This window comes from Streptomyces sp. KL2 (genome assembly GCF_046529545.1).
GTDB classification, from domain to species: Bacteria; Actinomycetota; Actinomycetes; order Streptomycetales; family Streptomycetaceae; genus Streptomyces; species Streptomyces radiopugnans.
In genome coordinates this window covers 3,418,259-3,438,381 of record NZ_CP127170.1, presented here as the reverse complement: position 1 = coordinate 3,438,381, position 20,123 = coordinate 3,418,259, and the positions used below count along the sequence as shown (strand labels likewise).

18 protein-coding genes are annotated in these 20,123 nt (G+C 76.0%); 12 read left to right on the top strand and 6 right to left on the bottom strand.

From position 1 onward, the window contains the following. Positions 1 to 66: 66 nt before the first annotated feature. Complete coding sequence (locus QPK52_RS15610) at positions 67 to 3,261, bottom strand: sacsin N-terminal ATP-binding-like domain-containing protein (RefSeq protein WP_410538099.1); 3,195 nt, start codon at positions 3,259 to 3,261, stop codon at positions 67 to 69. A 302-nt stretch (positions 3,262 to 3,563) separates the two neighbouring features. Between QPK52_RS15610 and htpX the strand changes: the two genes are divergently transcribed. Further along, complete coding sequence (gene htpX / locus QPK52_RS15605) at positions 3,564 to 4,469, top strand: zinc metalloprotease HtpX (RefSeq protein ID WP_410538098.1); 906 nt, start codon at positions 3,564 to 3,566, stop codon at positions 4,467 to 4,469. Positions 4,470 to 4,494: 25 nt separating this feature from the next. After that, on the top strand, positions 4,495 to 5,073 hold the full coding sequence (gene pspAB, locus QPK52_RS15600) for a PspA-associated protein PspAB (protein ID WP_410538097.1): 579 nt from the start codon (positions 4,495 to 4,497) through the stop codon (positions 5,071 to 5,073). 60 nt (positions 5,074 to 5,133) lie between these two features. On the opposite strand, the gene QPK52_RS15595 is transcribed toward pspAB, so the two are convergent. Next, complete coding sequence (locus QPK52_RS15595) at positions 5,134 to 6,066, bottom strand: DUF3027 domain-containing protein (protein WP_410540346.1); 933 nt, start codon at positions 6,064 to 6,066, stop codon at positions 5,134 to 5,136. 265 nt (positions 6,067 to 6,331) lie between these two features. Here QPK52_RS15595 and QPK52_RS15590 point away from each other — a divergent pair, with 265 nt between their 5' ends. The 4 genes from QPK52_RS15590 to QPK52_RS15575 are packed head-to-tail and all read left to right on the top strand — an operon-like array spanning position 6,332 to position 9,945. Then, positions 6,332 to 7,840, top strand: coding sequence for an MFS transporter (locus tag QPK52_RS15590; RefSeq protein WP_410540345.1), 1,509 nt, complete (start codon positions 6,332 to 6,334; stop codon positions 7,838 to 7,840). A 26-nt stretch (positions 7,841 to 7,866) separates the two neighbouring features. Next, the gene (locus QPK52_RS15585; RefSeq protein ID WP_410538095.1) at positions 7,867 to 8,370 is read left to right on the top strand and encodes a DUF2771 domain-containing protein; all 504 of its coding nucleotides are present in this window, start codon (positions 7,867 to 7,869) and stop codon (positions 8,368 to 8,370) included. Positions 8,371 to 8,414: 44 nt separating this feature from the next. Further along, a complete protein-coding gene (locus tag QPK52_RS15580; protein ID WP_410538094.1) occupies positions 8,415 to 9,095 on the top strand; it encodes a futalosine hydrolase in 681 nt (226 codons plus the stop codon). Beyond that, positions 9,076 to 9,945 (top strand): 1,4-dihydroxy-6-naphthoate synthase, encoded by an 870-nt coding sequence (locus QPK52_RS15575; RefSeq protein ID WP_410538093.1) that lies wholly within the window; start codon positions 9,076 to 9,078, stop codon positions 9,943 to 9,945. The genes QPK52_RS15580 and QPK52_RS15575 overlap by 20 nt, the downstream gene beginning before the upstream one ends. 59 nt (positions 9,946 to 10,004) lie before the next feature. On the opposite strand, the gene QPK52_RS15570 is transcribed toward QPK52_RS15575, so the two are convergent. Further along, the gene (locus QPK52_RS15570) at positions 10,005 to 10,388 is read right to left on the bottom strand and encodes a cold-shock protein (RefSeq protein WP_410538092.1); all 384 of its coding nucleotides are present in this window, start codon (positions 10,386 to 10,388) and stop codon (positions 10,005 to 10,007) included. Positions 10,389 to 10,616: 228 nt separating this feature from the next. Here QPK52_RS15570 and QPK52_RS15565 point away from each other — a divergent pair, with 228 nt between their 5' ends. Further along, positions 10,617 to 10,859, top strand: coding sequence for a hypothetical protein (locus tag QPK52_RS15565; RefSeq protein WP_093846952.1), 243 nt, complete (start codon positions 10,617 to 10,619; stop codon positions 10,857 to 10,859). Positions 10,860 to 10,918: 59 nt separating this feature from the next. Here QPK52_RS15565 and QPK52_RS15560 read toward each other — a convergent pair whose 3' ends face one another. Then, positions 10,919 to 11,536 (bottom strand): HAD family hydrolase, encoded by a 618-nt coding sequence (locus QPK52_RS15560; protein WP_410538091.1) that lies wholly within the window; start codon positions 11,534 to 11,536, stop codon positions 10,919 to 10,921. 230 nt (positions 11,537 to 11,766) lie between these two features. Here QPK52_RS15560 and QPK52_RS15555 point away from each other — a divergent pair, with 230 nt between their 5' ends. Genes QPK52_RS15555 through QPK52_RS15540 form a run of 4 tightly spaced genes read left to right on the top strand, consistent with a single transcriptional unit; the run spans position 11,767 to position 15,693 of the window. Continuing rightward, a complete protein-coding gene (locus QPK52_RS15555) occupies positions 11,767 to 12,744 on the top strand; it encodes a FecCD family ABC transporter permease (protein ID WP_410538090.1) in 978 nt (325 codons plus the stop codon). Continuing rightward, positions 12,741 to 13,829 (top strand): FecCD family ABC transporter permease, encoded by a 1,089-nt coding sequence (locus QPK52_RS15550; RefSeq protein ID WP_410538089.1) that lies wholly within the window; start codon positions 12,741 to 12,743, stop codon positions 13,827 to 13,829. The genes QPK52_RS15555 and QPK52_RS15550 overlap by 4 nt, the downstream gene beginning before the upstream one ends. Continuing rightward, positions 13,826 to 14,716, top strand: coding sequence for an ABC transporter ATP-binding protein (locus QPK52_RS15545; RefSeq protein WP_410538088.1), 891 nt, complete (start codon positions 13,826 to 13,828; stop codon positions 14,714 to 14,716). The genes QPK52_RS15550 and QPK52_RS15545 overlap by 4 nt, the downstream gene beginning before the upstream one ends. Further along, positions 14,713 to 15,693, top strand: coding sequence for an ABC transporter substrate-binding protein (locus QPK52_RS15540; RefSeq protein ID WP_410538087.1), 981 nt, complete (start codon positions 14,713 to 14,715; stop codon positions 15,691 to 15,693). Before QPK52_RS15545 ends, QPK52_RS15540 begins: the two co-directional genes overlap by 4 nt. 118 nt (positions 15,694 to 15,811) lie before the next feature. Here the strand turns inward: QPK52_RS15540 and QPK52_RS15535 are convergent, their stop codons facing one another. Further along, entirely contained in the window at positions 15,812 to 16,879 is a 1,068-nt protein-coding gene (locus tag QPK52_RS15535; protein ID WP_410538086.1) for a hypothetical protein, read from the bottom strand. 107 nt (positions 16,880 to 16,986) lie between these two features. Here QPK52_RS15535 and QPK52_RS15530 point away from each other — a divergent pair, with 107 nt between their 5' ends. Beyond that, the gene (locus tag QPK52_RS15530; RefSeq protein WP_410538084.1) at positions 16,987 to 19,476 is read left to right on the top strand and encodes a helicase-associated domain-containing protein; all 2,490 of its coding nucleotides are present in this window, start codon (positions 16,987 to 16,989) and stop codon (positions 19,474 to 19,476) included. 53 nt (positions 19,477 to 19,529) lie between these two features. On the opposite strand, the gene QPK52_RS15525 is transcribed toward QPK52_RS15530, so the two are convergent. Then, the gene (locus tag QPK52_RS15525; RefSeq protein WP_410538083.1) at positions 19,530 to 19,961 is read right to left on the bottom strand and encodes a response regulator transcription factor; all 432 of its coding nucleotides are present in this window, start codon (positions 19,959 to 19,961) and stop codon (positions 19,530 to 19,532) included. Positions 19,962 to 20,123: the final 162 nt, after the last annotated feature.

The following is a 20,123-nucleotide window of genomic DNA, read 5'->3' as shown; positions in this document are numbered from 1 at the left end:
CCTGCGGGGCGGGCGCCCTGCCGGGGTGCCCCGGCAGGGCGCTGGGGCGGCGGTGACCGCCGGGCGTCAGTCGAACCAGCGGTCCCGGGCCAGTTCGGCGACCCGGGAGGGGTCCTCCAGCAGGGCGGCGGCCTCGAAGCGGCGCGGCCACTGGCCGGCCGCCCAGGCCAGGCCGGCCGCGACGCCCTCCACGGTGGCGGCGTGGAGGGTGCCGTCGGGGGTGAGCCGCCAGTCCAGCTCCACGCCGCCGAGGACCAGTTCGTCGTGCTCGACGTAGGTGGCCGGGGCGCCGGGCAGCAGGACGCGCACCGCGTCGGGCACCTCGCGCACCTCGCCCGCCGCGGCCTCCGGTGCGGGCAGGTCCGCGCCGACCGCCTCGCTCAGGCGGCGTACGTCGAGGACGGCGGCCAGCGAGGCGGCCAGGGCCGGGCGCACCGGCAGCAGCGGGCGGCCGGAGACCAGGGGGAGCAGGTCGGGGGCGTCGGCGACCAGCGCGTCGGCGGCGTCCACCAGGCGTACCTCGCCGTCGACCACGGCGCGCAGCTCGTCCGGCAGTGTGACCTCGTCCGGGTCCAGCTCCGCCAGCAGTGTGTACAGGCCGTGGAGCTGGGCGGCGCCGACGGACGGCTCGGGGTCGGCGAGGCGTCCGAGGAGCTCGGAGGCGCCGCCGGGCTCGTCCAGCAGGGCGGCGGCGGAGGTGCGGATGCCCAGGGCGCGCAGCACCTGCTCGTCCAGGTCGGCCGTGGCGGGCGGCGCCTCCTCGTACAGGCCCGCCAGCAGCGGGTCGCCGCCCGCCGCGCGCAGTCCGGCGGGGCGGCGGCCGTCCAGGACGGGGTGGCCGCGCAGCCACCAGGCGGTGTAGGGGCGGACGGTCTCCACCGTGCCGTCCGGCAGCAGGACGCGCACCGGGGTGGTGAGCGCGTCGCGCAGCGGGGGCCGGGAGAGCATCCGCAGGGCCTGCGGCCAGCGGTCGTCGTCGACGAGGTCCAGGTCGCGTACGGCGAGCAGTTCGGAGACCACCGGCGGGACGGAGGTCTCGGGCAGGGTGTCGAGGACGTCCTCGCACCACACGTCGACGGCGTCCAGCAGGCCCGCGTCGTCGGGCTCGGGGAAGTCGGTGTCGCGGGGCTCCAGTTCGTCCGGGTCCAGGACGACGTCGGTGGCGCGCACCAGGGCGAAGTCGGCGAGCACGCCGACCGCGGCGAGGGTCTCCTCGCCCCACCGCTCGGCCAGTTCGGCGTCGCAGGCGGGCAGTTCGCCCTCGCGGATCACGCGCTCGAAGGCACTGCCGGGGAAGACCAGTTCGGCGGCCGGGGCGAGTTCGCCGTCCTCGTCGGGGAGGGCGAGCGCGCCCAGCCAGGGCTCGTCGCCGGGCGAGAGCCGCGCGTCGCGGACGAGGGCGAGGACGGTGTCGGCCAGTTCCTCGGCGTCCAGGGGGCCGCCGTCCTCCTCCTCGTCGCCGTACCACGCCTCCTCGGCCTCCAGCGAGGCGGCGACGGCCGCCCGCACCTGCGGGGTGGTGAGCACCGCGCGGGGCGTGGCGGGGGTGGCGCCCAGTTTCTCCAGCAGCGGGTGGGCGGCGTCGGGGTGGGCGACCTTCAGTCCGAGGCGGGTGAGGGAGCCGGCGCCCGTGGTGTCGGGCAGGGGCAGCAGCACCCGGCGCGGTCCGATGGTGGTGCGGCCGTCGGCGAGGGGGACGGGCAGGCCGGTCAGCCGGTCGGGGTCGGTGCCGGCGAGGGAGTCGTACAGCCGCCGCCACCAGGACGGGTCCCGCTCCACGCCGGCCAGCCGGTCGATCAGTTCGCCCAGCGGCACCCGGGGGACGCCGAGGGTGCGCAGCTCGGTGCGGCGCTCCAGCCCGGCGGGCAGCAGGGCGGGGAACAGCTCGGCCAGGACGGCGACCGTCCCGGCCCCGGCGCCCTCGGCGATCTCGGCGTCGGTGGGGCGCAGCGCGTGGGGTTCGCCGTCTTCGTCGGCGGCGGCGCTGGCCAGGAAGGGGGTGCGCCGCAGCCGCTCCAGCACCAGGCGGCGCAGTTCTCCGTCGAGTTCGGCCCTGCCCAGGGGTCCGGGCACCAGGTCGACGGTGCCGGTGGCGACCGGCCGCCAGTCGCGCAGCAGGGTCGCGTAGACGTCGGCGGCGCGCTCCAGCAGGAAGTCCGCCAGCGGCCCGGGCGCGATGTGGCGGCGGGAGGGGTCCAGCGGGAAGGAGGCGATGAGCAGCGCGGGCAGGCCCAGGGGCTCGTCGGTGGGGGTGGGCGCGTGGACGACGGGCACGGTGCGGGCGGGGGCGGGGGCGCCGTCGGCGTCGACGGGTACGGCCCAGGTGACCGACCAGTACGGCCGCCGCCGCTCCTCGACGGGGCGGTCGGCGAGCAGGGCGGGGTCGGTGCGCCCGGCGTCGGCGGCCACGCGCCAGCGGGTGGCGCCCTCCGCCCCGGTGGCGCCGCTGTCCTCGACCACGACGTACGCGCCGTCCTGGCGGCGGGTCAGCGTGCGCACCCCGCCGTCGGTCTCGATCACGACCTCGGTCAGACCGGGGAGGGTGAGCAGCAGGGCGTCGTCGACCGCGGTGAGCAGCCGGGCGGCCAGCTCCTCGGCGGCGCCGTCGCGCAGCGGCAGCACGACGGCCGTGTCGTACCCCTGGGGGGCGGTGCCCTGGGCGGGCATCGGCAGGCGCAGCAGCGGTACGTGGCCCTCGCGGCGGCGCAGCTCGTCGGCGAGGCCGGGGTTGTCCCCGGCGGCGCGGGCGGCCATCTCGCGGGCCTCGGCCAGCGACCAGCGGGCGCCGCCGGTGCGGCAGACGATCGCGGGCTCGTCGCTGACGGCCAGGACGGCGGCGAAGCCGACGCCGAAGCGGCCGACCGGGCCCGCCTGGGGCCCGCCCGGTCCGACCGGCCCCTCCGGTGTTCCCGGCGCCTCCTCGTCGCGCTTGGCGGAGGCGCGCAGGGTGGACAGGGACTCCACGCCGGCCGCGTCCAGGGGCGCCCCGGTGTTGGCGGCCACCAGCACCCTGCCGCGCAGGGTGAGCCGCAGCCGTCCGGGCACGCCGGCGCGGGCGGCGGCGTCGGCGGCGTTCTGGGCCAGCTCGACCACCAGCCGGTCGCGGTAGCCGCCGAGGGCCAGGTCCTCCTCGGCGTTGGCGTCCTCGCGGAAGCGCGCGGGGGACGCCGTCCAGGCGTCGAGTACGCCGCGGCGCAGCCGTGCGGTGTCGAAGGGATCCGCTCCGTCGTCCGCGCCCTGCACCAGCACCGTGCCGCTCACGTGTCCGTCTCCTCCGCCACGTCCAGTCACGGGACGAGCCCGATTGCCTGTCTGCGGGCGACGGTACTGCGTCCGGTGCGCCTCGTGCGCGCCGGGCTGCCGGTGGCGCGGGCCGGCCCTCGCACACGACCGGAGAAGGGGCGAGTCGGAACATTGGGGTATACAGGGAGGAAAGGCAATCGCGTCTCGGTCCACGGTCCCGTCCGGCGGGAGCGTGACGGACAGGAGGACCCCATGGGCATGAGGGTCACGACCGCTGTACGGGCTTCCGGCGGGAGCCGGGCTTGCGGGGCGGGTGCGTGATGCGCAGCCGCTTCGAGCCCGACCGGCGGCTCACCGGGCGCATGGTGCTCACGATGTTCCTGCTCGGGCTGTTGTACGTGGGATTCGTCGGCGCGCTGATCGTGCTGCTCGACTCCCTCGTCCTGGTCGTCGTCATCGCCGCCGTCCTGCTGGGCGCGCAGTACTGGTTCTCCGACCGGGTCGCCCTGTACGCCATGCGCGGCCGCCTGGTGACCCCAGAGGAGGAGCCGCGGCTGCACGGGGTGATCGACCGGCTGTGCGCCACCGCTGACATGCCGAAGCCGCGGGTCGCCGTGTCGGGCATGGACCTGCCCAACGCGTTCGCCACCGGCCGCAACGCGGACCACGCCGTGGTCTGCGTGACCACCGGGCTGACGCGGCGCCTGGAGACCGAGGAGCTGGAGGGCGTCCTCGCCCACGAGCTCTCCCACGTCGCCCACCGCGACGTGGCGGTGATCACCATCGCCTCGTTCCTGGGCGTGCTGGCCGGGCTGGTCGTCCGCTTCGCCTTCTACTCCCAGCTGTTCGGCGGGGGCCGCCGCGACCAGAACACCGCCGCCGTGTTCGCGATGGTCATGCTGGTCTCCGCGGTCGTGTACGCCCTCAGCTTCCTGCTCATCCGGGCGCTGTCCCGCTACCGCGAGCTGGCCGCCGACCGCGCCGCGGCCATGCTCACCGGGAAGCCCTCCGCCCTGGCCTCGGCCCTGACCAAGGTCAGCGGCGACATCGCCCGGATCCCCACCCGGGACCTGCGCACGGCCCAGGCGTTCAACGCGTTCTTCTTCACCCCCGCCCTCGGGCCCGGCAGCACGGTGGCCGGCCTGTTCTCCACCCACCCCAGCCTGGACCGCCGTCTGGAGGCGCTGGCGGAGATCTCCGAGCGGCTGGGCGGCGAGACGCCCTGAGAACCGGATCCGGGAAGGAGTCGCCGTGGGCCTGCTGGACGTCCTGTTCGGCCGGAGCAAGCCGGCCCGGCCCGACCTCGACCGCCTCTTCGCCCTGCCCTCGGCGGCGATCACCCTCCAGGCCGCCGCGGGCCTGGCCCCCACCGGGGCGGGTTCGGTGTGCTTCGCGAGCATCGAGGGCGGCGCCTTCACACGGATCCGGCAGGAGGTGGGGGCCCTGCTGGGCGCGGACTCCGGACGCGGCGGCGGGACGGTGGAGTTCAGCCAGGACGACTACGGGTACTCCTGGCTGCTCTCCCGCCGCGCCCCCGACGAGCTGCCCTCCCTGGTCAACGACCTGCACGCGGTGAACGCCACGCTGCGGGACAGCGGCTTCGGCCCGCAGCTGCTGTGCTCGCTGGTCGCCTTCCGCGCCCCCGGGCGGCAGCCCCTCGCGCTGGTCTACCTCTACAAGCGCGGCACGTTCTACCCCTTCGCCCCGCTGCCCGGCGGCAAGCGCGACAACCCGCTGGAGCTCCAGGTCAGGGCGGCCCTCCAGGACGACCTGAACATCGAGCCGGACCTGAGCCGCTGGTTCCCGCTCTGGGGCGCCCCGGGACTGTGACGGAGACGGCGGGGGCCGTGACGGAGGCGGTGCCCGGTGCCCGGGGGCGGGAACGGAGACCTAGGACTCCGGGCCGTCCGCGCCGTCGTCCGAGGTGTCCGCCCCACCGCCGTCCGAGGCGTCCGCCCCGGTGCCCAGCGGCAGCTCGTCCACCCGCGTCTCGTCGATCACCGGCGCCGGCGGGCGCGGCGTCCTGGGCATGACGGCCGCCTCCGAGTGGCCGCCGCAGCCGAAGGCGAGGGAGACCACACGGCCGTCCGCCGGGGAGAACTCGTTGGCGCACACCCCGAAGGCCTGGCGCAGCGAGCCCGCCATCGGCACCAGGAATCCGCAGCTCATGCAGGAGGCGGGGGCCGCCTGCGCCATGGGCGTCCGGGGGCCGAACTCCTCCTCCCAGCGGTCGGCGGCGTCGTGCAGGCCCTGGCGGGAGAGGACCCGGGGACGGCCCATGCCGATCTCCTCGGCGACCGCCGCGATGCTGCCGCGCGCCGGGGCGCCGGGGAGTTCGCCGGGCTCGCTGGTGACGACGTCGGCGTCCTCGGCCTCGGCCGGGCCCTCGGCGCCGGCCTCCTCCCAGGCGGACTCCACGACCGCCGCGTGCGGGGAGGGGTCGCCGCCGCCGGTGTAGCCGGGCTCCAGGCGCGGGTCGTCCGCCTCGGTGGGCAGCAGGTCGCCGGGGCCCAGGTCACCGGGGCGCAGGCGTTCGCTCCAGGGCACCCATTCGGGGGCGAGCAGCGCGTCGGGGCCGGGCAGCAGCACCGTCTCGTCGACGGTCACCACCCGCGCCCGCGAGGCCCGCGCGACGGTGGCGGCCCAGCGCCAGCCGCGGTAGCCCGGTTCCAGGCACTCGAAGAAGTGCGTGACGACGCGGTCCCCGTCGGCGACGGCACCCAGATGGTCGCCGATCCGGCCGGGGAACGCCGCCTCCCGTGCCGCCTCCCGAGCCAGTTCAACCGCCTCGGCGCACAGGCGATCAGGGGTACGGCCTCGCATCGCAGCACTCACAAGAATCGATTCTCTCCTACGCCGTTTCGCGAGTGCGCCTACCGTACGCCCAGGTCAGACGGGTGAGGACGGAGCGGACCGGGGGACCGCTGCGACGTCCGGACCCAAGCGTTCCCATCGGGCGGAGCGCACCATCTCCCCCACGCTACCCCACGCGCGTACGCCGCCGACCGTCGCACCTTCAACCAAAACGTTCAGCCGGAGGAGCCGGGCTAGGCGGCGGGCGGTAGGGCACACTGACGACGTGGCTGCCTTGAGGACGCCCCAGCACGGCGAGGGGCGATTCCGACGCACGGCGCGGGCGATCGTCCGCGCCGTACACACGCCTCCCCGCGCGCTGGGCAGGCGCATCCGGAAGGCCACCCACGCCCAGGGCGCGGGCGAGTCCGGGCTGGGCAAGCTCATCGAACTGCACGCGGTGAACTCCGCGGGCGACATGATGATCACCGTCGCCCTGGCGTCCACGATCTTCTTCTCCGTCCCCACCGGCGAGGCGCGCGGGCGCGTCGCGCTCTACCTGGCCGTCACCCTGGCCCCCTTCGCGCTGCTCGCGCCGATCATCGGGCCGCTGCTGGACCGCATCCCGCACGGCCGCCGCGCCGCGATGGCCGGGTCGATGCTGGGCCGGGCGCTGCTGGCGCTGAGCATGGCCGGGGCGGTGGCCACCGGCAGCCTCGAACTGTATCCGGCGGCGCTGGGGGTGCTGGTGGCCTCCAAGGCGTACGGGGTGGTGAGATCGGCGGTCGTGCCCCGGCTGCTGCCGCACCGGATCTCGCTGGTGAAGGCGAACTCGCGGGTGACGCTCGCCGGGCTGCTGGCCACCGGCGCGGCGGCGCCGATCGGGGCCGCGCTGCACAGCCTGGGGCCGTCCTGGCCGCTGTACGGGGCCTTCACCGTCTTCGTCATCGGCACGTTCCTGTCCTTCTCGCTGCCCCACAAGGTGGACTCCGCCAAGGGCGAGCGGCGGGCCCTGCTGACCGCCTACGAGGCCGCGCACAGCACGGACGGCGGCGACACCGACGCCCCCGCCGACGCCCCCGGCGCCTCCGCCGACGGGAGCTCCCCCGCGGAGACCGGCGACAAGACCGGCGGCGGGAGCGGGGACGGGGACACGGCGAGGAAGGGCGGCAACGGAAACGGGGGCGGGAACGGCAGGCCCCGCAGGCCCGGCCTGCGCACCGTGGGCGCCTCCGTGTTCAACGCCCTGATCGCCAACTCCTCCCTGCGCGCCCTCTCCGGCTTCCTCACCTTCTTCCTCGCCTTCATGCTGCGCGAGCACCCCCTGGCCGGCCTGGACCCCGTGGTCTCGCTGGGCGTCGTGGCCGTGGCGGCGGGCGGCGGCAACGCCCTGGGCACGGCGCTGGGCGCCTGGCTGCGCGACCGCGTCCCGGAAATGATCATCGCGTCGGTGCTGGCGCTGGCCCTGGCCGCCACCGTGGTGGCGGCGGTGCTGTACGGCACGGTCACCGTGCCCGTGGTCGCGGCCGTCGCCGGACTGGCGCAGGCCCTGGGCAAGCTGTCGCTGGACGCGCTGATCCAGCGGGACGTGCCGGAGGTGGTGCGCACCTCCGCCTTCGCCCGCTCCGAGACGCTGATGCAGATGTCGTGGGTGGTCGGCGGCGCCGTCGGGATCGCGCTGCCGCTGATCGGACCGGTCGGCATGGGCGTGGCCGGGGTGATCGTGGCGGTGGGCGCGCTCGCCACCGTCCGGCCCCTGCTGTCGGCCGCACGGCACGGCACGCCCCACCCGCGCGTCGCCTGAGTGGAACCGCCGGGTAGCCTGCCGCTATGACCCACACGATCTCCCGGGGCAAGGGCAGCCGCACCATCCGCACTGCCGTAGCCATCGGTGCGGCCACCCTCGGGCTCGTCGCCCTCTCCGCCTGCGAGAAGCCGACTCCCCGAGCGACCGTGACCGTCGGCTCCGACAGCGCGTCCACGGAAGCCGCCTGCTACGAGGACAACGGCAAGATCTCGCAGGACAAGGTGCTGTCCTGCGCCAAGGAGAAGACCGACACCTCCGTCACCGTCGGCCAGGGCGACCTGCTGCGCATCGGCGTGGACCCCGAGATCGCCGAGGACGGCTGGGTGCTGTTCCTCAACGGCCAGCCCGCGGTGACGGACCGGATCACCAAGACGTACCGCAGCTTCTCCGGCGACGCCTTCTTCCAGAACGGCGGCGACCAGCAGGGCGGCAGGCCCCAGTCGGTGCAGCTGAGCATCGTCGAGTACGACGGCAGCAACTACCGGGGCGTGTGGAACTTCAAGCTCGAGCGCGAGAGCGAAGGCTGAGCCCCGCACCGTCCCGCCGTCCCGCCGCGCCCGCCTCGGAGGCCGTGCCGGTCCTGGTCGTCACGGCCGTGCCCGCCGAACGCGACGCGGTGGCGGTCGCCTGCGCCCCTGCAGGCATCGACGTGCTGGCCGCGGGCGCCGGGCCCGCGGCCGCGGCGGCCCGTACCGCGGTGGCCCTGGAGCGGCGCTCGGCGGAGGGCCGCCCGTACGGCCTGGTGGTGTCGGCCGGAATCGGCGGCGGTTTCGCCCCGCTGGCCCCGGTCGGCTCGGTGGCCGTCGCCTCCGAGATCGTCGCCGCGGACCTGGGCGCCGAGACCCCGGCCGGGCCCGAGCCCTTCGCCTCGGTGTCCGAGCTGGGCTTCGGCACCACCGTCCGCCTGCCGCCCGAGGGGCTGTCGCGGGCCGTCGCCGAGGCGGCCGGCGCGGCGCTGGGCCCGGTGCTGACGGTCTCCACGGCCACCGGCACCGCCGAGCGGGCCGCGCTGCTGGCGCACCGGCACCCGGGCGCGCTGGCCGAGGCGATGGAGGGCTTCGGGGTCGCGGAGGCCGCGGCGGCCTGCGGCGGGGTACCCGTACTGGAGGTCCGCGCCGTCTCCAACGCGGTGGGCCTCCGCGACCGCGCCGCCTGGCGCTTCGCGGAGGCACTGGACGCGCTGACCGCGGCCTTCGGCAGGATCGTTCCCGTACTCGACGGTTGGAGGGACCTTGACCGGCGCCAGGACTGAGCGGCCGCTGCGGATCGCCTACTCCCCCTGCCCCAACGACACCTTCGTCTTCCACGCCTGGGCGCACGGCCTGGTGCCGGACGCGCCGGAGCTGGACGTGACGTTCGCGGACATCGACGTCACCAACGGCATGGCCGAGCGCGGCGAGCTGGACGTGCTGAAGGTCTCCTACGCCGTTCTGCCGTGGGTGCTGGACGAGTACGCGCTGCTGCCGTGCGGCGGCGCCCTGGGACGCGGCTGCGGCCCGCTGGTGCTCACCCGCGAGCCGGGCGCCGAGGCCGGTCTGGGCGGTGCGACGGTCGCGGTGCCGAGCGAGCGCTCGACGGCGTACCTGCTGTTCCGGCTGTGGGCGGCCGAGCGGGTGCCGGGCGGGGTCGGGAAGGTCGTGGTGCTGCCCTTCCACGAGATCATGCCCGCCGTGCGCGACGGCCGGGTGGACGCCGGGCTGGTCATCCACGAGGCCCGCTTCACCTACCAGGACTACGGCCTGCACCGGCTGGCCGACATGGGCGAGTACTGGGAGGGCACCACCGGGCTGCCGATCCCGCTGGGCGCGATCATCGCCAGGCGCTCACTGGGCGCGCCGACGCTGCGGGCGCTCGCCGGGGCGGCCCGCGCCTCGGTGCGGATGGCCTGGGAGGATCCCCAGGCGTCACGGCCCTATGTGCTGGAGCACGCCCAGGAGATGGACCCCTCGGTCGCGGACCGGCACATCGGGCTGTACGTCAACGAGTTCACCGCCGACCTCGGCGAGAGCGGCTACGCGGCGGTGCGCGGACTGCTCACGCGCGCCGCGGCCGAGGAGCTGGTGCCGCCCCTGGGCCCCGGCGCGCTGGACTTCGTGCGGTAGGGCGTGTGCGGGGGCGCGGGCCCGGGCCCGCGCCCCCGGACGTACGGCCGGGCGCCCGGTCAGACGTCGAGCTGGTCGGCCACGATGCGGAGCATGCCCGCGATCTTGTGGCCGTGCTGGCGGTCGGGGTAGCGGCCCCGCTCCAGCTGCTGCGCGACCCCGTCCAGCAAGGTGGTGAGGTCCTGCACGATCGACGCCAGCTCGTCCGGCTTGCGGCGCTGGGCGGCGGCCACGGAGGGGGCCGGGTCCAGCAGGGTGACCGAGAGGGCCTGGTCGCCGCGCTGGCCCGCGACGACCCCGAACTCGACGCGCTGGCCGGGCCGCAGCGTCTCCACCCCGGACGGGAGCACCGACGAATGCACGAAGACGTCACCGCCGTCGTCGCGTGAGAGGAAGCCGAAACCCTTCTCACTGTTGAACCACTTGACCTTGCCGGTAGGCACGTCTGTCCTCGTCCTCGTCATTCGTCCGGATGAACCGGGCTACGTCCTGTCGGGAAAACTCTCGGGAAAACAACGACTTCTTGAAAGGCAGCGGTTCCGCACAGGAACGCGGCGGGCCGTGTGACCCGCCGTCACCAAGACTAATGATCCGCTCCCCGGTGACAAGGCGCTCCGGAACCGCCTCCCCCGTGTCCCGCGCATGTCTTCACACGGAACTACCCTGTCCCGGTGACCAGTGAAACGTCCCGCGCGGGAGATCTGCTCGTCCGCATCGGCGCCGTCGTCTTCGTCGTCGGCGCGGTGGCCACTCTCGCGACCATCACGCCCCTGTTCCTCGGATCCGACCCGCTGCCCACGGCCGCGTACCTCGTCAGCATGCTGATGGGCGTCGGCTTCGCCGTCGCCGGCGCCGGGGTGCTGCGGTCGATCGCAGTGCAGCGCCGCGAGGCGCGCGAGGCGGCCCGCCGGTAGCGGAGGGCGGCAACGCACACGGCCGCGGCCGAGGAGGCCGCGGCCCGGGCCGACGCGGTTCAGGCCGACGCGTACGCCTCCAGCCAGGCGGGGAAGGCCGTCAGGTCCTCCAGCACCACATCGGCCCCCGCCTCCCGCAGCTCCGCCGCGCCGCACGGGCCCGTCGGCACCGCCACCGACAGGGCCCCGGCCGCGCGCGCCCCGCGCACGTCGCCCAGGTGGTCCCCGACGTAGACGCCCGCGCCGTGCTCGACCAGCGCCTCCGCCTTGGCCTCGGCCCACAGCCAGCCGATCACCGCGTCCGGCGCGATGCCCAGGTGGTCGAGGTGGAGCTTGGCGTTGGGCTCGTGCTTGGCGGTGACCACGATCGCCTTACCGCCCGTCCGCCGGACCGCCTCCACCGCCTCCCGGGCACCGGGCATGGGCATGGTCGGCTCGATGGCGTGGCTCACGTACAGCTCGCGGTAGCGCGCGCCGGCCTCGTCGATCGCCTCCTCGGGGAACCAGTGCGCCAGCTCGACCTCCAGCGGCGGCCCGAGGCGGGTGACGGCGAGGTCGGCGTCGATGTACGTGCCGGTCTCGGCGGCCAGGGCCAGGTAGGTCGCCCGGATGCCGGGGCGTGAGTCGATCAACGTCATGTCCAGGTCGAAGCCGACCGTCACCGCACGAGAAGCCATGTCCCACATTGTGCACTCCGTGACACAGGTGGTTAGGTTAACCTAACCTGATCCGGCCGGTTCCGCGGCTTCCGTGACGCGGGACCGGCTGTGTCCTGTCCTGTCCGCCGTCCCGTCCGCCTGCCCGCACACCGTCCGAGGTCCCAGATGCCCGCTGCCCCAGCCCCCGCCGCGCCCGGCCGGCCGGCGGCCGCCCGCACCGTGCGCGGGCGGCCCGCCGGCTGGGCGCGGTGGCCGCGGTCTCGGCCGCCCTCGCCCTGGCCGTGCTGCTGAGCCTGGCCGTCGGCAGCCGCGCCATCGCGCCGGGCGCGGTCTACGAGGCGCTGGTGCACGGCGGCGACGGCCCCGCCGCCCAGGTGGTGCGGACCATGCGCGCCCCGCGCACCCTGCTGGCGGTACTGGTCGGCGCCGCGCTCGGGCTGGCCGGCTGCGTGATGCAGGGCCTGACCCGCAATCCCATCGCCGAGCCCGGCATCCTCGGTGTCAGCCAGGGCGCGGCGCTGGGCGTCGTACTGGCCATCGCCTTCGCCGGGGTGCACACGCTCTCCGGGTACGTCTGGTTCGCCTTCGCGGGCGCGGGCGCGGCGGGGGCGGCCGTCTACGCGATCGCCGCGCGGGGCCGCGAGGGGGCCACGCCGGTACGCCTGGCCCTGGCCGGGGCCGCCGTGAACGCGCTGCTGTACTCGGTGGTGGCGGGGGTGCTGACGACGCGGGCCGCGGCCCTGGACGAGTTCCGCTTCTGGCAGGTCGGCTCGGTCGCCGGGCGCGACACGGAGGTGATCGGGCAGGTCCTGCCGTTCCTGGCGACGGGCGCGCTGCTGGTGCTGGCCGTCGCGCGCGGCCTGGACGCCCTGGCGCTGGGCGAGGACATGGCCAGGGGCCTGGGGCAGAACACCGCGGCCGTACGGATCACCGGCGGCCTCGGAGCCACCGTCCTGACCGGCGCCGGGGTCGCCGCCGCCGGTCCCATCGCCTTCGTCGGCCTGGCCGTCCCCCATCTGGCCCGCGCCCTCGTCGGCTCCGACCACCGCTGGCTGCTGCCCACGGCCGCGCTGCTGGGCCCGGTGGTGCTGCTGGTGTCGGACGTGGCCGGGCGGATCGTGGTGCCGCCGGGCGAGGTGCCGGCGGGCGTGATGACGGCGCTGATCGGCGTGCCGTTCCTGGTGGCGCTGGTACGCGGCCGGGCCGGGAAGGCGGTGGGACCGTGACCGCGCCCGGCACCGTACGCGGGACGCCCGCCCGCCGCGGGACGCCGGCCGTACCCCCGGGGTACGGCCTGGTGCGCCGCGGGCGCGCCTCGTTCCTCGTCCACCGCCGGTCGGCGGCGGTGACGGCCGCCCTCGCCGCCGCGCTGGCCGCGGCCGTCGTCGCGTCGCTCTGCCTCGGCGAGACCGCCACCGCGCCCGCCGAGGTGGTACGGGTGCTGCTGGGGCTGCCGTCGCCGGAGGAACTGGTCGTGGGCACGCTGCGGCTGCCGCGCGTGGTCCTCGGGCTGATGGTGGGCGCCGCGCTCGGGGTGGCGGGCGGACTGATCCAGACCGTCGCCCGCAACCCCCTGGCCAGCCCGGAGATCATCGGCGTCACTCACGGCGCCGCCGCCGTGACCGTCGGCGCGATGACCTTCGGCCTGACCTCGTACGCCCTGCTGCCCTACCTCTCCGTGGCGGGCGGGATGCTCGCCGCCGCGCTGGTCTACGTCTTCGCCTGGCGGCGCGGCCTCGGCGCGGCCCGCTTCGTCCTGATCGGCCTGGGCTTCTCCGTCGCGCTGCGCTCGGTCACCCAGCTGTTCATGACCAAGGGCGACTTCCTCGCCGCCCAGCAGGCCCAGGTGTGGATGACCGGCTCGCTCAACGGGCGGGGCTGGGAGCAGGCCGCGCCCCTGGGCTGGGCGCTGCTGGCCGCGCTGCCCGCCGTGCTGTGGTGCGCCCGCGCCCTGCGCCGGGCGGCGCTGGACGACGACACCGCCACCGCCCTGGGCGTACGGCTGGGCCGCGTGCGGCTGGGACTGACGGCCACCGGCGTCGTCCTGGCCTCGGTGGCCACCGGGGCGGCCGGACCGGTGGACTTCGTGGCGCTGCTCTCCCCGCAGATCGCCCGCCGCCTGACGCGTACCGCGCAGATCCCGCTGCTCGCCACGGCCCTGCTGGGCGCCCTCGTCGTCACCCTCGGCGATCTGCTGGCCCGCAGGGTCCTGGCGCCGGTGGAACTGCCGGTCGGGGTGCTGACGGCGGCGATCGGGGCTCCCTACCTCGTCTGGCTGATCGCCCGCGGCCGCACCGGAGGAAGACCATGACGGACACCACCACCGCACCCGCGGCGGCCGACGGGCCGGACGCGCCCGCGAGCCGGCTGTCGGCCCGGGACCTGACCCTCGCCTACGAGAGCCGCACGGTCGTCGACGGCCTCGACCTCGACGTGCCGGACGGCCGCGTCACCGTCGTCGTCGGCCCCAACGCCTGCGGCAAGTCCACCCTGCTGCGGGCGCTGGGCCGGCTGCTGCGGCCCCGGCGCGGCGCGGTGCTGCTGGACGGCCGGGAGCTGGACCGCGTGCCCACCCGCGCGGTCGCCCGCTCCCTCGGGCTGCTCCCCCAGGCGCCGGTCGCGCCCGAGGCGATCACCGTCGCCGACCTCGTCGCCCGGGGCCGCCAGCCCCACCAGCGCTGGTGGCAGCAGTGGTCGGAGGCCGACGAGCGGGCCGTCACCGACGCCATGGAAGGCACCGGCGTCACCGAGCTGGCCGACCGCGCCGTGGACGAGCTGTCGGGCGGACAGCGGCAGCGCGTGTGGATCGCCATGGCGCTCGCCCAGGAGACCGAGCTGCTGCTGCTCGACGAGCCGACGACGTACCTCGACATCGCCCACCAGGTGGAGGTCCTCGACCTGGTGCGGCGGCTCAACCGGGAGCGGGGCCGCACGGTCGTGATGGTCCTGCACGACCTCAACCAGGCCGCCCGCTACGCCGACCACCTCGTCGCGATGCGCGGAGGGCGGATCGTCGCGCAGGGCCCGCCCGCGAAGACCGTCACCGCCGCGCTGGTCCGCGAGGTCTTCGGCCTGGAGGCCGTGGTGGTGCCCGACCCGGTGACGGGCGGCCCCCTCGTCGTCCCCGGCGCGCCCGCCTCCGCCTCCACCCCCGCTCCCGCAACCGTTCCCGTCAGCACGCGAAAGGCTTCCCCGTGACCCTCACCCGCCGCCGTACGACCGCCGCCGGCGCCGCCGCGCTGGCCTCCGTCCTCACCCTCGCCCTGTCCGCCTGCGGCGGCTCCGGGAACGACACCGCCGGAGAGACCCGGACGGTCATGACCGCCCACGGGGAGGTCCAGGTCCCCGCCGACCCCGAGCGCGTGGTGGTCCTCGACACCGCGGAGCTGGACTCGGCCATAACCCTGGGCGTCAAGCCCGTCGGCTCCACCCGCTCCGACGTGGCCTCCGGCTTCCTGAAGTACCTGCCGGAGGAGAAGGTCGAGGGCATCGAGAACGTCGGCAACATCGCCGCGCCCAACCTGGAGAGGATCGCGGCGCTCAAGCCGGACCTGATCCTGGGCAGCGACATCCGCGACAAGGACCGCTACGACGAGCTGTCGAAGATCGCCCCGACCGTCTTCACCGAGTCCACCGGCGCCCCCTGGAAGGAGAACTTCCTGGTCCACGCCGACGCCCTCAACCGGCAGGAGGAGGCGGAGAAGGTCATCGACGCGTACGAGGCGAAGACGGCCGAGGTCACCGAGGCGCTCGGCGGCCGGAAGGAGGCCCGGAAGCTGACGGTGAGCGTCGTCCGCTTCGTCGAGGGAGCCGACACCCGCGTCTACGGCAGGCAGAACTACATCGGCTCGATCCTCGCCGACATCGGCGTGAGCCGCCCGGCCATCGCCGACAAGGCCCCCGACGGCTTCTCGGTCGACGTCAGCCCGGAGAAGGTCGACCAGGGCGACGCGGACGTCGTCTTCTACACCTCCTACGGCGACCCGGCGAAGTCCGGCGAGGACAAGGCCGTCGGCGGCGCGCTGTGGAAGGGCATGGAGGCGGTGGAGAACGGCCGCGCCCACCGCGTGGACGACGAGACCTGGATCCAGGGCATCGGTTACACGGCCGCAGACACGATCCTGGACGAGATGAAGGAGCTGCTCACCAGGGGTTCCGGCGGCTCCGAGGGCTGATCTCCGGCCTCAGGGCTCCGGCCCCAGGTCCCCCGGTCCCTCCGCGGCCGGGGCGGGCCCACCGCGGCCCGGGAAGGACGCCGTGCCTCCGAGGACGCCGCCGGGCGGCGCGCGGCGGCTACCCCTTCGGCCTGCGCGCCCGCCACAGCAGGTAGAGGGCGCTGGCGACGGCCGCGGCGCGCAGCGCCCAGGGCCAGGAGGCGGTGATCGCCTCGCCCAGCGCGCCCTTCGCCACCGGCTCTCCCCAGCGGCCCTCGGTGCGGCCCCACAGCCACACCAGCGCGGCGGCCGCGACCGTACCGGGCACGACCGCCACCGCCCACTTGGCCTCCCGGCGGCTCAGCCGGGGCGACCACCAGGCGGCCAGCCAGCCCAGGCCCAGCGGGACCAGCGAGCCCATGACCGCGCCCGCCACCAGCAGGGCGGCGGCCGCCAGCTCCACGGCGCCGCCGGCGCGCGGCACGCGGGCCGTACGCGGAGCGCCGCCTGCCGCCCCGGCCGTACGCGGGCGCAGCGGGCGCGGCAGGCGCGCCCACCGGTTCCGCCCGGGTGCGGCCGGGGCCCCGCCGGCCGCACCGGCGTCGGCGGCCTCCGCCGTCTCCGCCTTCCGCCGCGCCTCCTCCTCCTTCTCCGGGTCCGGCGGCTGTTCGAGCACCTCCGGCAGCTCGATCCCGCCGTCGAAGCCGCCGACCGGCCGCCGGCCGCCCGGCGCGTACCGGGGGGCGCCCGGTCCCCTGCGCCACCAGTCGGGGTCGCTCTCCCCGGGGCCCAGTTCGTGGGCGGGCGCGAGATGGGGCGGCGAGGCGGCGGTCGACGGTTTCGGCGGTTTCGATGGCGGGCCGCCGCCTCCCGGGGCCCGCCCGCCCTCCGGGGTCCCCCGCGCGGGCCGGTGCTCCACGGGCCGGTGCTCCACGGGCCGGTGCTCCACGGGCCGGTGCTCCCTGGGCTGCGGCACGGAGACGCCCGCGCCCGCGACCACGTCCTCCGGCCGCCCGATGCCGTCCAGGATCCGGCGCACCCCGGCCGCGGTGTGCGCGCCGCCCGCCTCGGCGCGGCGCCGTTCGATGTCGGCGCGCACCCCGGCCACCAGACGCGCCCGCTCGGCGGCCGTCATGGCCGTGCCGTGCGCCAGATCGCCGATCCGGCTCAGATAGTCGAAGACCAGCTGTTCGCTCTCGATCCCCACCCGACACCTCAGCGGCTACTGGTCCCTGGCATCCGTACGCAACGACCGTACCCGCACCGCCCGCGCGCGGAACCGCTCGTCCACAGGCTGCCGGTACCGTGGTACGGATGACGACAGAGCCCGCAGCAGAGCGCCGAGCGGCCCCCCGCACGCTCGCCGACGAGCTGCGCTCCCGCACCGACGACGCGCTCGCCGCTCTGCTGCGGGCGCGTCCGGACCTGCTCTCGCCCGTCCCCGGCGACCTGTCCCAGCTCGCCACCCGCGCGGGCGCCCGTCCCTCGGTGCTGCGGGCGCTGGAGCGGCTGGACCGCTTCGCCCTCCAGGTCGCCGAGGCGCTGGCCGTGGCCCCCGACCCCTGCCCGTACGGGGAGCTGGCCGCCCTGCTGCCGGGCGGCGAGGACGAACTGCCGCGCGCGCTGGGTCTGCTGCGCGAGCGGGCCCTCGTCTGGGGCGGCGACGACCGGCTGCGGCTGGTGCGCACCGCCCGCGAGCTGCTCGCCCCGTCCGCGTCGCGCCCTTCCCCCACCGGCCTGGGTCCGTCCCTGGCCGAGGCCACCGCGGGGATGTCGCCCGGCCGCCTCCAGGGGATCCTGACCGCCGCCGGGCTGCCCACCACCCACGACCCGGTGAGCGCGCTGGAGTCCCTGGCCTCCCTCTTCGGCGACCGGGAGCGGATGGACGCCCTGCTGGGACAGGCGCCCGAGGAGGCGCGGGCCATGCTCGCCAAGCTGATGTGGGGTCCGCCCTACGGCGAGGTCTCCGAGGTCCCCTCCCCACCGGTCCGCTGGCTGCTGGACCGCGCCCTGCTGCTGCCGGCCGCGCCCCGCACGGTCGTACTGCCCCGGGAGGTGGCCCTGCATCTGCGCGGCGGCCGCGCCCACCGCCGTCCGGAGCCGCTGCCGCCGCCCGTCGGGCCCGGCCGCGCCCGCACACCGGCGGTGGCGGACTCCGCCGGGGCGGGGCAGGCGCTGGCGGCGCTGGCGGCCGTCGAGGAGCTGCTGGAGCTGTGGAGCACGGACGCCGGCGCGCCGCCGGTGCTGCGCGCGGGCGGCCTGGGCGTACGGGACCTCAAGCGCACCGCCGTCGCCCTCGACGTGTCCGAGCCGGTCGCCGCCTTCTGGATCGAACTGGTCTACGCCGCCGGACTGCTGGCCTCCGACGGCGAGGAGGGCGAGCGGTACGCGCCCACCCCCGCCTACGACGCGTGGCTGGAGGAGCCGCCCGAGCGGCGCTGGACGCGCCTGGCCCGCGCCTGGCTGGCGGCCACCCGGCTGTCCGGGCTGGTCGGCGGGCGCGACGCGCGCAGCCGGACGCTCGGCGCGCTCGGCCCCGGCCTGGACCGCGGTCCCGCGCCCGAGCTGCGCCGCCGCACCCTGGGCCTGCTGGCCGCCGAGCCCGCGGGGACGGCCCCGGAGGCCGACGCGGTGACCGCCCGGCTGGACTGGGAGTGCCCGCTGCGCGGCGGCGCGGAGCTGCGCGGCCGGATCGTGCGGTGGACGCTGACGGAGGCGGAGCTGCTGGGCGTGACGGGCCGCGGCGCACTCACCTCGTACGCACGGCCCCTGCTGGACGAGAGCGCCGCCGACCCGGACACGGCCGGTCCGGAACCCGAGGCGGCCGGTCCGGACACCGCGGGTCCGGCGGACACCGCCGCCTCCCTCCTGGCCCCCCTCCTGCCGGAGCCGCTGGACCACGTCCTGCTCCAGGCCGACCTGACGGCCGTGGCGCCGGGGCCGCTCCGCCGCCACCTGGCCGAGACGTTGAACACCCTGGCCGACGTGGAGTCCAAGGGAGGCGCGACGGTCTACCGCTTCACCCCCGAGTCGGTGCGCCGCGCCCTCGACGCGGGCCACAGCGCCGGCGACCTGCACTCCTTCCTGGCCGCCCACTCCCGTACGCCCGTCCCGCAGCCGCTGGCGTACCTGATCGACGACGTGGCGCGGCGGCACGGGCGGCTGCGGGTGGGCGCGGCCGGCTCCTACGTCCGCAGCGACGACGACACGCTGCTCGCCGAGATCGCCGCCGACCGCCGCGCCGCCTCCCTGGGCCTGCGGCTGCTGGCGCCGACGGTGCTGGCCGCCCAGGCGGACCCGGCCACCCTGCTGGAGCGGCTGCGCGCGATGGGGTACGCGCCGGCCGCCGAGTCCGCCGGGGGCGATGTGGTGGTCCACCGCGCCGACGCCCTGCGCACCCCGCCGCGCACCGCGCCCGAGCCGGTGCCGGACGGCCCTCCCGACCCCGGCGCCCCACTGCTGGCCGCGGCCGTACGCGCCATCCGCTCGGGCGACGTGGCGGCCGGAGGCGCCCCGCCCCGGCCCCGCCGACCCGTCCCGGCAGCTCCCGGCGGCCCACCGCCGCGCACCCCCGCGGCCGACACCCTGACCGTCCTGCGTGCCGCCGCCCGCCGCGGGACGCCGGTGTGGATCGGCCACGTGGACGCCGACGGCACCGCCGGTCAGCGCGTCGTCGAGCCCGTCCGCGTCGAGGGCGGCCTCGTCACGGCGTACGACCACACCGCCGAGGAGGTCCGCACCTACCCGCTGCACCGCATCACGGGCGCGGCGGACGTGGCGGACGTGGCGGGCACCGACGGCTGAGGTCGCCGGCGCCGACGACCGGGCCCGGGGAATTCCCTCGGGGGCTCGGCGCTTCAGATGTGGGACATGCCGACACCAGCGTGCCAGGCGATACGGGCAGCGTGAAGGCGGGTCTCGACGCCGAGCTTTGCACGAATGCGGTGAAGGTGCTCCTTGACGGTGTCAGGGCTCAGGTTGAGGGCACCTGCTATATCCCGGTTGGACAGACCGTTTCCGACGAGCGCCAGAACGTCCTGCTCACGTGGGGAGAGGACGGACAGACGCGCCTCGGCTTCATCCTGTTCCCTGTTTACAGGACCCGACCGGGTGTAGGAATTTCTTACGGGTTCAGTCAGGCCGGGATCCAGTGCCAGGCTTCCCATTGCGACAGTCGCGACTGCCCATGGCAGGTGTTCATCGGCGGTCCTGCGGCGCAGGATGCCCGCAGCGCCCTGACGAAGCAACTGGCGGCTGCCATGCGCGGTGAGTTCTTCGACCAGGACCAAACAGGCGGGACTTCTTTTCTCACCCGACGCCTTCCGGCCGTGATTACGCCCACCGGTTCCGCGTTCCTCGGACTCGTGGAGCCGCAACAGCGTATGCAGGGCGTCGCTCTCCCTGGCGTGACCGACCACCAGGACGTCAGGTCGCGAGTGGCGCAACATACC

Excerpts from the sequence above, each read along its gene's own strand:
- QPK52_RS15595 (WP_410540346.1), bottom strand. The coding sequence starts at position 6,066 with ATGCGAGGCCGTACCCCTGATCGCCTGTGCGCCGAGGCGGTTGAACTG.
- QPK52_RS15560 (WP_410538091.1), bottom strand. The coding sequence starts at position 11,536 with ATGGCTTCTCGTGCGGTGACGGTCGGCTTCGACCTGGACATGACGTTG.
- QPK52_RS15585 (WP_410538095.1), top strand. The coding sequence starts at position 7,867 with ATGACCCACACGATCTCCCGGGGCAAGGGCAGCCGCACCATCCGCACT.
- QPK52_RS15545 (WP_410538088.1), top strand. The coding sequence starts at position 13,826 with ATGACGGACACCACCACCGCACCCGCGGCGGCCGACGGGCCGGACGCG.
- htpX (WP_410538098.1), top strand. The coding sequence starts at position 3,564 with ATGCGCAGCCGCTTCGAGCCCGACCGGCGGCTCACCGGGCGCATGGTG.
- QPK52_RS15530 (WP_410538084.1), top strand. The coding sequence starts at position 16,987 with ATGACGACAGAGCCCGCAGCAGAGCGCCGAGCGGCCCCCCGCACGCTC.